At 60.7% G+C, this 14652-nt stretch carries 11 protein-coding genes; all 11 read right to left on the minus strand.

What is annotated here, in order from left to right; genetic code table 11:
• Window positions 1-16: 16 nt before the first annotated feature.
• Window positions 17-1192 carry an NAD(P)/FAD-dependent oxidoreductase gene (locus tag LG385_RS22720; RefSeq protein WP_263974731.1) on the minus strand — a complete coding sequence of 392 codons (1176 nt, stop codon included), beginning with the start codon at window positions 1190-1192 and terminating at the stop codon, window positions 17-19.
• Window positions 1189-2568, minus strand: a complete 1380-nt coding sequence (dbpA, locus tag LG385_RS22725; protein WP_225776009.1) for an ATP-dependent RNA helicase DbpA — start codon at window positions 2566-2568, stop codon at window positions 1189-1191. The genes LG385_RS22720 and dbpA overlap by 4 nt, the downstream gene beginning before the upstream one ends.
• A 56-nt stretch (window positions 2569-2624) precedes the next feature.
• Entirely contained in the window at window positions 2625-4052 is a 1428-nt protein-coding gene (gene mdtD, locus LG385_RS22730) for a multidrug transporter subunit MdtD (RefSeq protein WP_181110864.1), read from the minus strand.
• Between the two features lie 39 nt (window positions 4053-4091).
• Complete coding sequence (locus LG385_RS22735) at window positions 4092-5417, minus strand: metallopeptidase TldD-related protein (protein ID WP_225776010.1); 1326 nt, start codon at window positions 5415-5417, stop codon at window positions 4092-4094.
• Window positions 5414-6868: a TldD/PmbA family protein gene (locus LG385_RS22740; protein WP_225776305.1), complete on the minus strand. Its 1455-nt coding sequence runs from the start codon at window positions 6866-6868 to the stop codon at window positions 5414-5416. The genes LG385_RS22735 and LG385_RS22740 overlap by 4 nt, the downstream gene beginning before the upstream one ends.
• Window positions 6865-7560 carry an RraA family protein gene (locus tag LG385_RS22745; RefSeq protein WP_181110862.1) on the minus strand — a complete coding sequence of 232 codons (696 nt, stop codon included), beginning with the start codon at window positions 7558-7560 and terminating at the stop codon, window positions 6865-6867. Before LG385_RS22745 ends, LG385_RS22740 begins: the two co-directional genes overlap by 4 nt.
• A 250-nt stretch (window positions 7561-7810) precedes the next feature.
• Window positions 7811-9646, minus strand: a complete 1836-nt coding sequence (locus tag LG385_RS22750; protein ID WP_225776011.1) for a type VI secretion system Vgr family protein — start codon at window positions 9644-9646, stop codon at window positions 7811-7813.
• A 70-nt stretch (window positions 9647-9716) separates the two neighbouring features.
• Complete coding sequence (locus LG385_RS22755; protein WP_225776012.1) at window positions 9717-10436, minus strand: hypothetical protein; 720 nt, start codon at window positions 10434-10436, stop codon at window positions 9717-9719.
• A 6-nt stretch (window positions 10437-10442) separates the two neighbouring features.
• Window positions 10443-11462 (minus strand): hypothetical protein, encoded by a 1020-nt coding sequence (locus tag LG385_RS22760; protein WP_225776013.1) that lies wholly within the window; start codon window positions 11460-11462, stop codon window positions 10443-10445.
• Between the two features lie 445 nt (window positions 11463-11907).
• On the minus strand, window positions 11908-13659 hold the full coding sequence (locus LG385_RS22765; protein WP_225776014.1) for a molecular chaperone: 1752 nt from the start codon (window positions 13657-13659) through the stop codon (window positions 11908-11910).
• A gap of 126 nt (window positions 13660-13785) precedes the next feature.
• A complete protein-coding gene (gene asd / locus LG385_RS22770) occupies window positions 13786-14652 on the minus strand; it encodes an archaetidylserine decarboxylase (protein ID WP_225776015.1) in 867 nt (288 codons plus the stop codon).

Consider the following 14652-nt stretch of genomic DNA (forward strand, 5'->3'; position numbering starts at 1 on the left):
CCACCTCAATAGCGGCTCAGCACACTTCCCCAGCCGCATGCCCCGACGCCCAGGCCCATTGGAAGTTGAACCCACCCAGGTGCCCGGTCACGTCCAATACCTCCCCGATGAAATACAGCCCCGGGCTTTTCAGTGATTCCATGGTTTTGGAGGACACTTCGCGGGTGTCCACGCCGCCGAGGGTGACTTCGGCGGTGCGGTAGCCTTCGGTGCCAGCGGGCACCAGTTGCCAATCGCCCAGCTGGCTGGCAATCGCTTGCAATTGCGCCGGTGTGTATTGCTTCATCGGGCGGGATTCGAACCATTGCTCGCACAGCAATTGGGCCATCTTGCGGGTGAACAGGTCGCCAAGCACGGTGCGAAGTTCCGCATTCGGCCGCTCGGCCTGGGCCGATTCCAGCCACGCCATGGCGTCGTGATCTGGCAGCAGGTTGATTGACACCACATCACCCGGGGCCCAGAACGATGACACCTGCAGGATCGCCGGGCCACTGAGGCCACGGTGCGTGAACAGCAGGTTCTCCCGAAAGCTCTGGCCGTTGCAGCTGGCGATGCAGTCCACCGATGTGCCCGACAGCTCGGTGCACATGGCTTTGAGCTGGTCGGTAATGGTGAAGGGCACCAGCCCGGCGCGGGTTGGCAACACCTGATGGCCGAACTGGCGCGCCAACTGGTAGCCGAAGCCTGTCGCACCCAGGGTGGGAATAGACAGGCCACCGGTGGCAATCACCAGGGAGGCACAGGTAAGCGGCCCGCCGCTGGTCAGCAAGCGATACCCGCCCTCGACCGCCGCCACCTCTTGCACGCTGGTATCGAGCCGAACCTCGGCGCCGGTACGTTCGCATTCAGCCAGCAACAGGCTCAGGATGTCGCTGGCCTTGTTGTCACAGAACAGCTGCCCAAGTTTCTTTTCGTGGTAGGGCACGCCGTAGCCGGCCACCAGGCCAATGAAGTCCCACTGGGTATACCGCGCCAGCGCGGATTTGCAGAAGTGCGGGTTCTGTGAAAGGAAGTTGGCAGGCTCGGTGTACATGTTGGTGAAATTGCAGCGCCCACCGCCAGACATGAGAATCTTCTTGCCCGCCTTGTTCGCATGGTCGATTACCAGCACCTTGCGCCCACGCTCCGCGGCGGTGGCGGCACACATCAGGCCGGCGGCGCCAGCCCCGATAACGATGACATCCAACTTCACAACAGGCGCACCCGCAGCGAACGGCCTTTGATCTTGCCTTTGTTGAGGCGATCCAGGGCCTGCTTGGCAACCCCACGCTCAACGGCAACGAAGGCCTGGTAATCGAAGATGGCGATCTTACCCACCTGGGTGCCGGGGATGCCCGCGTCGCCCGTGAGCGCGCCAAGGATATCGCCAGGGCGCACCTTGTCCTTGCGCCCACCGGCGATGCACAAGGTCGCCATCGGCGGCACCAGGGGGCCGTCGCCGCGGTTTTGCAGTTCTTCCAACGGGCGCCAGTTCACCTGGGCCTTTTGCAACGCTTCGATGGCTTGCGCGCGGTGGGCTTCGGCCGGGGCAACCAGGCTTACCGCCACACCGCTCTCTCCGGCGCGCCCGGTGCGGCCGATGCGGTGGATGTGAATTTCCGGGTCCCGTGCCAGCTCAACGTTGATCACCAGGTCCAGCCCCTCGATGTCGATCCCGCGGGCGGCAACGTCGGTGGCAACCATCACGCTAGTGGAACGGTTGGCGAACAAGGCCAGCACCTGATCGCGATCGCGCTGCTCCATGTCACCGTGCAAGGCGCTGGCGCTGATGCCTTTGCTGGTCAACAGGTCGGTCACTTCCTGGCATTGCTGGCGGGTGAAGCAGAACGCCACGCAGGACTGCGGCCGGAAATGCCCCAGCACCTTGAGTACGGCATTGAGGCGCTGTTCGGCGTCAACTTCGTAAAAGCGTTGTTCGATCTTGCGGTCGTCATGCAGCGCCGCCACCTTGACCGTGCGCGGGGTGCGCATGAATCGTGCGGCCAGCGCCTCGATGCCCTTGGGGTAGGTGGCCGAGAACAGCAGTGTCTGGCGACGGCTCGGGGTTTGCTCGATGATCGCGGCGATGGCGTCCACAAAGCCCATGTCCAGCATGCGGTCCGCTTCGTCGAGCACCAGGGTGTTCAGCCCGCTGAGCACCAGGGTGCCCTTGTCCAGATGCTGCTGCACGCGGCCGGGGGTGCCCACGATGATGTGCGCGCCGTGTTCCAGCGAGCCTACCTGCGGGCCGAACGGCACGCCGCCGCACAGGGTAAGCACCTTGATGTTGTCTTCGGAGCGCGCCAGCCGGCGGATTTCCTTGGCCACCTGATCGGCCAGTTCCCGGGTAGGGCAGAGCACCAGCGCCTGGCAGCCGAAGTACCGCGGGTTGATCGGGTTGAGCAGGCCGATGCCGAACGCCGCGGTCTTGCCGCTGCCGGTGCTGGCCTGGGCAATCAGGTCGGCGCCCTCGAGGATGGCCGGCAGGCTTTGCGCCTGGATCGGTGTCATCTGCGTGTAGCCCAGCGATGCAAGGTTGGCGAGCATCGCTGGCGACAGCGGCAGGGTTTCGAAGGCGGTTGCGGTCACGGAAGCGGTCCTGCAAAAAAAATGTTGCGCAGTTTAGCAGCCCGCGGCCGATCTCCCTATGCGTCTGGGCCGGGAGGCGGACGAACAGCGCGGCGGCCGACCTCTGGTGACAGCTGAACGAAGATGGTGGCCGCAAACATCGCCATCAAGCCAATGGTGAAGAAGGTCAGATGGAAGGCACTCAGCACATCCTCTACACCGTCCTTGCCGATCGCTGATTCGAACCCGCCCAGCAGGGCGCCGGCACACGCCACGCCAAGGCTCATGGAAAGCTGCGCCACTACCGACAACAGGCTGTTGCCGCTGCTGGCTTCCTGATCGCCAAGGTCGATGAGCGTCACCGTGTTCATGGCGGTGAACTGCATGGAGTTGATCGCGCCCAGTACGCCCAGAAGCGCCAGCAACAGGGGATAAGGCGTATCGGCCGTGACCAGCCCAAGGCTTGCCAGCAAGATCCCGAGGGCAACGGTGTTGGCGGTGAGCAACGTGCGGTAGCCAAACCGCTCGATCAATGGCCGCGCCAGCGACTTGGCCACCATGGCGGCGGCTGCGAGGGGGATCATGCTCATGCCCGCCAGCGAGGGTGAGTAACCCATGCCCACTTGCAGCAGCAGCGGCACCAGGAACGGCAGCGCCCCGGAGCCCAGCCGCGCGAAGAGGTTGCCCAGGATGCCCACCGCGAAGCTGCGCGTACGGAACAGGCTGGCGGCGAACAAGGGCGCTTCGGTGTGAACGGCGCGCAGCCAGTAAGCGGCCAGGCACGCCATGCCGGCGAACAGCAGCAGCACCACGCGAAGGTGGGGCAGGTGGAGTTCGCCCAGGCCCTCCATGGCAATGGTGATCAGCACCATGGCGGCGCCGAATAGCGCGAAGCCCAACCCGTCGAACCGGGTTCGCTCGCCGCCGGGAAGCTCTGGCAGCAACTTCCGTACCGCAACGCAGCCGAGAATGCCCACCGGCAGGTTGATGAGGAAGATCCAGTGCCAGGTGAGGTACTCCACCATCCAGCCGCCCATGGTAGGGCCGATCAGCGGGCCCAGCAGCCCGGGCACGGTGATGAAGCTCAGAATGCGCACCAGCTCCGACCGCGGATAGGCCCGCAGTACCACCAGCCGGCCTACCGGGAGCAGCAACGCGCCGCCCAAGCCTTGAAGGATACGGGCGCCGACGAGCATCGGTAGCGTGGCAGACACCGCGCACAGCAGCGAACCGAAGGTGAACAGGGCGATGGCGCTCATGAACACGCGCTTGATGCCGAAGCGGTCAGCCACCCAGCCCGAAGCGGGTATCAACAGTGCAACTGTAAGCATGTAGGCAATGACCACCGACTGCATCCGCAGCGGGTCTTCAGCCAGGTCGCGTGCCATGGCGGGGAGGGCGGTATTGAGAATGGTGCCGTCGAGCGATTGCATGAAGAAGGCGATGGCCACCACCCAAGGGATCCAGCGGGCGGTGGCGGGGTCGAGCGTGGCGTGGGTAGGCATATCACCTCTTCAGTAACAGGCCGCCTCGCTCGCGGGCCCTCAGAGCGTCAACCGAAGGCGGTTGACCAGTGCGCCGGGCAAGCGGCTCGAGGCGGTGTGGCGTTGTTCATAGGTGTTGGTCGAAACGATCAGCTCGCGCTCCCGGGTAAGCGCCAGAAGCTGGCTGCCCAGAAGATCGTAGACGCTGTCATCGAAGCGCATGGTGTCTACGGGGCCTACGATCTGACCGTTCTCGACCCAGAAAGTCGCAAAGCGGGTAAGCCCGGTAAGGCGCGCTGCGGGCATGTCTGAATAATTCAGGTACCACAGGTTATTAACGTATAGCCCTTGGTCCAGAGCCTGTGGCACCTCGTTCAAGGGCAGTTCACCGGGCGCGAGGTCGAGGGCGACCGGGCCTTCGCCTGGGTCCGCGCCGTTACACGGCAAGCCGTATTCGATGGCGCTGCGGCTGCTGACGAGCCGCTCGCCCGCCACCCCGTTGGTGATCAGCGAAAGGTCATGCCGAGGGCGGCCTTCGGAACTGAACGCGGGGCTGAGCGAACCGGTTATCCGCTCGTTCAGGTTTATAGCAGCGCTCAGTGCAGCCTGGCCGCTGTACAGCTTTTGCAACGGGCTGGCCTGGCTTTCCAGTGTCTGTGCGGAAAAGCCACCCCAGGCCAGCATGCCGAGCAATTCATCCAGGGCGGCGGGCGCTAGATACGCACGATGGTCGCCGGGGTTCACGCTGACCGCCGGCAAGCCCAGGTAGCCCAGCTGTTCGCGTGCTAATGCCAATTGTTGATCGAAAGCCTCCGGGTGCCAGCCCGGCGCGGCAAGGCCGGCTTTCACTGCCTGGCCATTGCGATGAAACAGGCTCCAGTCCACATGCAGGCTGTCGGCCTGGTGCCAGCCAAAGGCGCCAGCACTGTTGGCAAAGCCTCGATAGATCGGGCCGCTGGCAAGAATGCCCACCAGGTCCAGGCCCGCGGCTTCGGTGCAGATATGCTCGACTACCTGGGCGGTATCCACTTCGGCAGCGCTTTCGGGTACCTTGCGCACCTTCCATACGGCTGTGTTGCTCGCCAGCCATGGGTCGGTGGGCAACAGTGGCAGCAATTGACGGAGCTGTTCGATAGCGCCCAATACGTTGCCGGTGTCGTGTGCGGTGCCCGCCAACGTGAGCTGAACGCTCGCCTGGCGAGTGCCGTCGTCCAGTACCAGGTTGAGCCTGGCCTGCCGTACCTGACCGGCCTGGCGAACACGTGCCTGGTTGAAGCGAACGAACTCCGAAGCCTCCGCCTCCAGCGAAAGGCTGAGGTTCTCGCCATCGCGCAGGCTGCCGAGAGCGGCCTGTGCCAGTTGCTCGAAACGCTCGACTGCAATCATTCCCGCCCACCAAATACGTCGATAGCCGAGAACAGGCAGGCGGGGGAAGCATGGCCCACGCGCACCACCTGATTAGGCTCGCCTTTGCCGCAGTTGGGTGTGCCCAACACTTCCAGCGTGCCCCGGTCGCCCACGCCTTTGAGGCTTCTCCAGAAACTGGACGAAATGCCGCGGTAATTGGGGTTTTTCACTACCGCGCCCAAACGTCCATTTTCAATCAACTGGCCCCATTGGCAGCCAAACTGAAACTTGTTGCGAGCGTCATCGATGGACCACGACCGGTTGGTTCGCATCAGAATGCCGTGCTCGACCGAACCGATCAGTGCCTCGAGCGATTGCTCGCCCGGTTCGATATTGATGTTGGCCATGCGGTCGATCGGCGCGCGGTTCCAGCTTGAAGCCCTGCTGTTGGCCAGCCCGGCCAGGCCGCTGCGTATTGAAGACAGTGGGCTGCCCAGTGGGCGCAACAAGATCCCGCCCTGGATCAGCCATACCTTGGACGCGCGCGTACCGTCATCGTCGAAGGCGTAGCTGGCCAGTTGCTCGGGCCGCTCGGGATCGAAAGTAACATTCAGCAGGGGCGAGCCATAACGCAGGCTGCCGAAGTCTTCCTGCTTTACGAAACTGGTGCCGGCATAGTTACGCTCATCGCCAAGAATGCGGTCCAGTTCCAATGGATGGCCGATCGATTCGTGAATCTGAAGTGCCATCTGGTCCGGCATCAACAGCAGGTCGCGCGGCCCTTCAGGCGTATTGGGCGCCAGCAGCAATCGGAGGGCTTCATCGGCGACGCGGGCAGCACTGCCGCCCAGGCCCAGGCGCTGCAATACGTCTAGCCCGCCCTGCTGGCCGAAGTTCTCCCGGCCGAGGGTACGGGTCTGGCTGTCATCCTCGTTTGCCGCTGTAACGCTGACACCCGGATACACAAAGCGAAACGCCTGGCGCAGCTCAGCGCCGGCGCTGTTGAAATACAGCTGCTCGACCTCGCTCACTCCCAGGCTGGTTTCCCAGTTGGCGAAGCGGGAATCGTTCGGCACCTGGCTGGCCTCGGCCTGGAGCAGCGCCAGGCAGTCCTTGATGGAAGCAAATGGCCGCTCTACTCCGGGCGCAAGGTAATCGTGTTGGCCATCGGCCATCCTCAGCGGCGCCAGATCGACGAGGCCCAAACCCGCGAGCTGGCGGGCAAGGGCTTCGGCACGCTCCAGTGCAGACTGCAGGCCAGCTTGGGAGAGATCACTAGTGGCCGCATAGGCTTCGCTGCCGCCTACGCGGGCGACCAGCATGGCGCCTTCATCGAGCGTGAGCCGGGGTGGCTCTGCCACGCCGCGCCTCACGCAAAGGTAATGATCCGCCTGCCGCACATGGCGCAATGAATACGCCTGTGCCGACGTACGCAGCGCCTTGAAGCGTTCGCGCAGCGTTGCGGTGAGGGCGAAGGCCGGGCCGCTCAGATGGGGCAACCCTTGGCTCGCAGGATGGCATCGAACCGCTTGGGGTCGAGGGTGCCGTTGGCAATGCCTTCGAGGGTGGCGCGCTCACGGGCCAGCAGGTCGTTGCAGCGCTGCACCAGTTCGGGCAACTCGGCGCGCGCCGCGGCCACCACGCCGTCACCGTCACCGATCATCAGGTCTCCCGGCATTACCAGCATGCCTGCGCAGGAAATCGGCACGTTGATTTCGCCGCCGCCGTCTGTGCTCGGGCCACGGTGCACGGCACCGATCGCATACACCGGCAGCTCGCCGGTTTGCCACTCATCCACGTCACGCAGTGCGCCGTTGATGACCACACCGGCGATGCCGGCTTTCAGTGCCATGGCGCGCATGATGCCGCCGAATACCGCGCGGGTGAGGTCGGCGCTGCCGTCGATCACCAGTACGTCGCCGGGGCGGGCCATCTGCATGGCCTTGAGGATCATCAGGTTATCGCCGGGGCGAACCCGCACGGTCAGCGCGCTGCCCAGCATGGGCTTGTTGCCGTGGAACGCCTTGAGGCCCAGCCCCCCTACGTTGCGGCCAAGGCAGTCACTGACGGCGGCGGCGGGGATCTTGCTGAATTCGGTCAGCCACTTGGGATCAAGGGGCTCGACGTTGGGGTTGATCATGTAGCCGGCTGGCCATTTGCTCGAAGATACGACATCAAACATGGGTATGAAACCTCGGCGAAACCACGGCGCTGGCCGATGCCAGCGTGACGGGGAACTCTTCTCTTGGGTGAACAAGCTTAGGCCCCGCCTTGGCTGTACCGCAAGCGGCGCGGGAATGCTGGCTTAACGATGGCTGAATCGATTAGGTGTTTGATTGCGCCGCTGGGCGTCAGGCCCGATATGTCCCTCGCAAGGCGCGACGATCCCACTCATCGCCGCTCTTAAGCATGTGACGCGCGCGGTGATCAGCCTATTTGTTGAGATGCACGGCAGTGGAGCCGTTTATGTAAACGAGAATGCCGGAGAGGTCGATCATGCCATTCTCATGCATCCTAAGCCTGCTACTGCCTACCTCCAAGGTAATGGATGTGGCCGCTGAGATCGTAACCGCTCCATTCTCGGCCGTTACGCTATACGTCCCTTCGAGCGCGGAAACGGCGATATCCCGTTTCACTGTCTCGGAATGACTGCCATCCACCTCGATACGACGGTTCCCAGCGACCCGATGATGCTCGTTTGCCTCAACTTCGGTAACCAGATCGCGCTCGGCATGAAGGCAGATTCGCTCAGCCCCTTCACGATCATCAAAACTGAGAAAACTGGCATTCGACCCGCTGCCCTTGAGCGATCGGGTCATGAACCCGCTCTTGGCCTTGTCGGCAGGGAGCTGCCATGGTGGAAGATTCACGCTGTTGTACAAACTACCGGTTATCAACGGGCGATCCGGATCTCCATCCAGAAACTCGACCACCACTTCATCACCTACGCGGGGGATACTTATATGGCCAAAGCCACCACTGGCTGCTGGCTGAGCTACACGCACCCAACATGAGCTCATGTCATCATTACGGCCGTATCGGTCCCAGTGGAACTGGATCTTTACCCTGCCGAGCTCATCGGTATAAATCTCCTCGCCCTTGGGGCCGACAATTATCGCCGTCTGAGGTCCGTTGATTGTCGGCCGTAATGTGTTCAGAGCAGGACGAAAAGGTATTTTTGATCGTACGCATTCGAACGTATTGAAATATTGCGCTTCTACCTCGTTGAGGTGGTTATTGACTCCGGTATGCTTGATGCTCATGGGCAAGAAAGTGCGATCTTCCTGGGAGCCTAGGTCGTGCTCGTAATGGCCGCTCAATTCGAACGTGTAGCCGGGTCGCAATGCGCGGCAGTCGCCCCTTCCTTCGAACGCTTTGCCGCCAAGTTCCAGCAGTTCGATCCTCCTACGAACCAATGCTTCCCCCTCGTTATAGTCTTTATGGGTGTAATGGCCCATATAGTCATACAATTCAAAGGTCGGCGCCTCGCCTTGCTCAGTTACCGTCTTCATATAGACAGGAAGGCGATTTCTCGGCTGCCGGTAGTCAAACGTCTGGGTGGTCATCGATCCTGAGTGCAGTGCCCGCGCAGCGTTCCATTCGATGATGGAGTCCAGCCGGGAAGCCCTTGAGTCCATGTCAAAAGGAACCACAGGCTGTTCCGGCAAGGATGTAAGCCTGCTGGAGTCGTCCAGGATAACCAAGGTATGGCTATCGGGATCATGCTCGAAGTAGAATAAGAACCCTTCGGATTCAAGCAGGCGTAATACGAAGTGATAGTCACTTTCCCGGTATTGAGTGATATAGCTGCGCGGCTGAAGTGGGGCAGTGATCTTGAATCTGTAATTGGCCAGCCCCTGATATTCCTGGAAGATCTCGGTGATGACATCGACGACTGTCTTGTCCTGGAAGATCCGGGAGTTATGGCGTTGCTCCAGCAGGCTTAGCCAGGAACCCATTAGTGCTGTGTAATGGCAAGTGCTGTCGCCGGTGCTGCGCTTGCCAAAGCCGGTGATGATGCCGTTTATATACCGGGTTCCGTTTTGGTCGAGCGAAATCTCAATTGTTACAGGCTGTCCCAGTACCGACTTCAACTTTATTTTTCGGTTGGGGGATATCAAGTCCAGCTTGAATCCAAAATCTTCCGATAACCCTTCTCCGCCGCTGAATGAGGCGATCATCAACTCGGCGTGTAACTTTAGCCCTGTCTTTAGCTTGAACAGCCTGTTTTCTTGGGATGTGAAGAACGGTAGGAGAGAGTTTGGCATTTATACCCCTTGGTTTTTTGAATGCAGGTTATGAAATGGAGTGCCTGATGGCTGGCCGATGGTTTCCGACCTATGACGATGGCGGGGACTTGAGGAGATTTTCAAGCCAGCGTGCGAAACGGCTTATCCACCAGCGGCGCCGTGCTTCTCGTATTTCTTCTATTTGAAAGAACGTATATCGCATCGAGGAGCTTCGCTCTTCTTTTATCAAGTCGCGAAGGCCTGCGATGAAATGGCGGCCCTGATAAATAAAGTAAAGCGTACACACCAACATTACCCCGGACATTAGTAGCCAGGCGGTGGCGCCCCCGATATTCTCAATGGCCGTTGCGCCTGCAGTGAAAGCCACAACTGACAGGATTTGGTTCATAGTGCTTGGCGGTTCCGCGTAATCGAATATAAGAGCTTTTCCATCATCACAGTAAAATGGAGATGAGGTTGTGCGCTTCATTGCAAACCATGTCGTTGCAATAGCAGTAATTAAGTATGGTGCCATCATTGAAAGATACATTGTTTCGGGCGCGGCGGCGCTTTCTTTTTGTCCGATGTAAAGCGCGAGGGTAGAAAGATAAGTTGGGATGAATAATATGCATCCTAACAACGTAAGCATGTACGTTGTATAGTTTTCGTTGCGATAGATAAGGTGTAGTGTCCAGGCGAAGTTTAGTCCGGTGACCATGATCCATAAAGTCCAATAGAACGGATTGCCCCAAGGGGCTATCAATAAAATTACCGAAATACCTATAAATATCTTTCGACAAATTATCTTCAAATTTAGTGCGTCTGGCATGAGCTATCAATCCATCAGGAGGTCGCCGAATTTCTTATCAAGTCCTAGCTCTCCTATCGCGTAGAGTGTGCCTCCACTTACTAAAGCGGTCCCCGCAATCACTAGTATAAGAGCTAGTCCGAAGCCAGCTGCGGCCGCACCTACTGCGATAGCTCCGCCTGCCGCTATCCCTGCCGCTACGGCAGCAATATTGGCCGGCTGGCTGTAAGCTGACTTTCTATAAAACTCATCAAGTGTTGCCGAGCTTTTATAATCCAGATACGCCTGCGGCCCCACTGCTAACACCACGCCCGCCGTACCGCTTGTGGTGTATTTCAATAACCCTCTCGCTCCATCTGCAGCAACCCAGGCCCGCCTGCTCAAGCCCCGCTTGGCGCCGTACACCGGAACGTTTACAACTCCCGGCACTCGATGTCGATGGGTGTAGTACACGGATTGCGCCGTTGCAGGGATTTGAAAATGCAGTGCGCCCCGTAGCCACACCAGTTTTATCTTCCCCTTGCTGATCTTCTTTGCGGACCTGGCGCCTGCCTTGCCTCGCATATCTACCCAGTTCTTGAGCCGAGCCTTCTGGTCGGGCGGCAAGTCAAGCAAATCGGACACGGTTTTGTTTTGTGCCAAAGCGAGCGACATGTTGGAGAGGTTTACTACTGTTCCTGCAATGTTTGCTGGTGAAAATAGAAGTGGACCAATCCCCTTAATGCTCTCCGCCATCTGCTGAACCCGTTGGAGTTCTTCCAGGCTTATATCAGCTGCGGCTGACATTTGCCTGAGCAGCCGCTGCAGCAGGCTCACTGATTCTTCCACCTCCCTCGCTGACATGGGCTCTTCGGATTTCAGCTGATGAATAATGAAAACGGCTGCGTTGTAGTCGCTGGTTGCGTAGAGCTCACTCATATTGGGTGCGTTGGCGAACATTCTGTTGGCGATATTCGCCGGCCATAATGGTTCGCCGGTACCCAGCAGTCCGTTCTGCCGAAGCGCGCCGCGCGGATTGGCGACCGTACAACGGGGATAGTTATCCATTCTGTAGTCAGCCCCTTCTCCGTCTGGTAAAAATGCAACTGGATGTTTTCAAGATACCAACGCCTTCGCGCCAACTCATTAAGTACCTTAATGGCACACACACCGGCAGGCCAGGCAGGCAGGTTCGCAAGAAGATACGCGCCGAGCAGGCAACGTCAACCAATGAAATGTTCGAGGTTATATAGAATCATTCAGTGACATTTCCAACTTTCCTACAGCATGCCGGTGCGAGCGCCGAAAATACTGGTTTTTGCGGAGACTGTGCCCACGCTAAACGTAAAAGTTAGAAACACTTTAGTAGGGACGAATTAAGGCTCGGCCGTGAGGCTGTGCACTGCGATAGGGAAGTTCGGAAAAGCCAGGCAACTTTTAGCCTGCCGCCCGTTCAAGTTCTTCGACTTTCCCGGCGACGAGGGATAGGGTGTTTAGCCACGCATGAGAGGCGTTACAAATCCCGCCAGAGCGAATCGAATTCATCGTCGCGCCCTGTGCCATCCGGGCTGGCCGGGCGGGCGGCGGGCTGGGCTACCTGTTCGGCGAAGCGGTACTCGAACTGGTTGAAGCTGCCGGTACTGGCAAGCCGCTTGAGCAGGCTGGCGCGGTTTTCGTCGCCATTGGTGTTAAGCACGATCTTGTGGCCTTCTTGGAAGGGCAGGCGCGGCGCAAGCAGGGTGGCGGGTATGTCGATGGCGCGGATCTCCGGCAGTACCAGGCCACGCAGGTACTCACTGTGGGGGTCGTCGCCGCGTACCAGTTGCAGCCCACAGGGCTGGGCGTGCGGGGCGATGAGCTCGATACCCATTTGTGTACCACCGTCGCGCACCTGGCGAATCCACCGCACCACGGCCACGCTCCAGCCTTGCGCGGGCGCATCCTGGATGCCCACCAATTCGCCTGCCTGCAGCTGGGAGGGTACTTCCTTGCGCCACGCCAGGCAGTAACCACCAGGGCTGTGGTTCACGATCTGCAAACTGTAGGTGGGAAACTCAGGCGCTTGCCCCTGATTGCCGACGCGCTCGGGTTCGTATTCGATTTCCTCTACCGCCGGAACCTCCATTACCGGGCCCCACACGCCTTGCTTCCCCAAGGCGTTGAACTGCGCCGAGGTGGTGCTGCCGGGCAACCCGAGCTGCTCGCCGAACGTTCGCTCGCCGCCCAAGTAATAGTGCATGGCGCTCATGCCGATGCACACCGTAAGGTTTCCGTCCCCGGGCGTACGCTGGAACGTGCGCTCGGCCACGTTCCCCCAGGCAGCCGCCACGTGTTGCAGTACATCAGTGCTGAAACCGGGTGGCACCGCGAAGCGCGCCTGGGGGCGCTGTTCGATCGGCAGCGCCAGGTATTCCTTGATGTGATGAGCGAGCAGCGCGGTATCGAGCCCGAGCAACTGGCTCAACTCCGCCTCTCCGAACAGTGCCTTGTAGCGTGGCGGGCCGTCGGTGGCGGGCGCCACGGCAAACAGGCTGCTGGCGGCGAGTGCCGGCTGCACCCGCGCGTACTGGCTCCAGCTTTCGAGCATCTCGGCCAGGCGCATGATTGCGGTCTGGCGCATCTGATTGCAGCGAGAGCTGCCCAGCAGCAGGGCGGCGACGTAGGTTTGTTCCGGTGTGAGCGCCTTGATGTTATGGGCCAGGCCGTCGGCTACCGATGTGTGTTGAACCTTGTGCTCGCACGCTACCAGGTAGAGATGATGCAGCTCGTGCCAAAGCCGCTCCGGTACCGGGCAATACAGCAGCGCGGCACGCACCAGAGGGCCATAGAGGCAATGAAGCGCCCGCTGCACGGAAATGGCCAGGGCCGTGGAGTGCTCACGGCCGGCCGAGGCCACGCGTACCACAATGATCTTGTAGCCGGCCGCGAGGTGGTTCTGCAGCGCCTGGCAGAGGTTTGCGACCTTGCGGGCGCGCTCATCCAGCACGATGGCCTGGTTGAGGAAGTGCCGTTCGAGCTGCTTGCACACGTAATACACTTCGGGCCGCAGCAGTTCCAGCAGCTGCAAACGGTTTTCGCTGGGGGTCACCAGCTGGTTGAGCTCGGCGAGGCCCTGATACAGCAGCCGCGCCGTTTCGCCGATGTTCGCCTTGGGCAGCTCGGATATCCATCGCTTGAGGTCGCGCGGGTTCGCCTCGCAGAACGTCAACGTGTTCTGCGAGGGCGTGGGCGCGCGTAGCGAAAGATGGGGGCTGGGGCGAAGCATCCAGTGATTCCTGATCATCGTGCGAAGCGTGTGCGGCTTCGGCTCGGGAACGCATGGCCGTTGGCAGGCCGTCGTTTATCGGACTTTAACAGCATCCTGATTACGTCACACCCGCCGCAAAATACATCATTGGGCCACTGCCGGCATACCTAGTACCTGGCCCATGCGTACAGGGGACACGGCTGCCAGGTGGTGGCCCCAGGTGACCTGATCCGGGCCGAACAGCATGATCACGGTGGAACCCAACTTGAAGCGCCCCATTTCCTCGCCCTTTTCCAGATGAATGGGGCCGCGCGCCGCTTCGTCGTAACGCCAGCTTTTGAGTGCGCGCTTGGGCGGGGTTACCAGGCCCGCCCACACCGTCTCGATGGAGGCCACGATCATTGCGCCCACCAGCACCATCGCCATCGGCCCACGCTCGGTATCGAACAGGCACACCACGCGTTCATTCCGGGCGAACAGCTCGGGCACGTTTTCGGCGGTGGTTTGGTTCACCGAGAAGATCCGGCCCGGCACGTAGATCATTTCGCGCAGGGTGCCGGCCAAGGGCATGTGCACCCGATGGTAGTCACGTGGCGACAGGTAGACCGTGGCGAAGCTGCCCCCCATGAATTGCGCCGCATGGGCGGGGTCGCCGCCCAGCAGCTCGAGCACGCTGTAGCTGTGCCCCTTGGCCTGGAACACCCGGCCATGTTCGATGGGGCCCATCTGGCTGATGGCGCCGTCGGCCGGGGACAGGATGGCGCCGGGGGTAGGGTCCAGCGGGCGAGCGCCAGGCTTCAGGGCCCGGGTGAAGAAGGCGTTGAAGTGCTCGTAGGCGGTAATGTCTTCAACCTGCGCTTCGCTCATGTCCACGTTGAAGCGGCGAACGAACCAGCCGGTGAAGGCGTTCTTGAGCCAGCGCGCCCGGCATTCCGCCACACAGCCAGCCAGCCTCGACAGCAGGTGGTGGGGCAGCAGGTACTGGGAAAGGATGAACAACCGATCTTTCAT

The sequence above is a fragment of the Pseudomonas sp. Marseille-Q5115 genome (genome assembly GCF_916618905.1).
GTDB classification, from domain to species: Bacteria; Pseudomonadota; Gammaproteobacteria; order Pseudomonadales; family Pseudomonadaceae; genus Aquipseudomonas; species Aquipseudomonas japonica_A.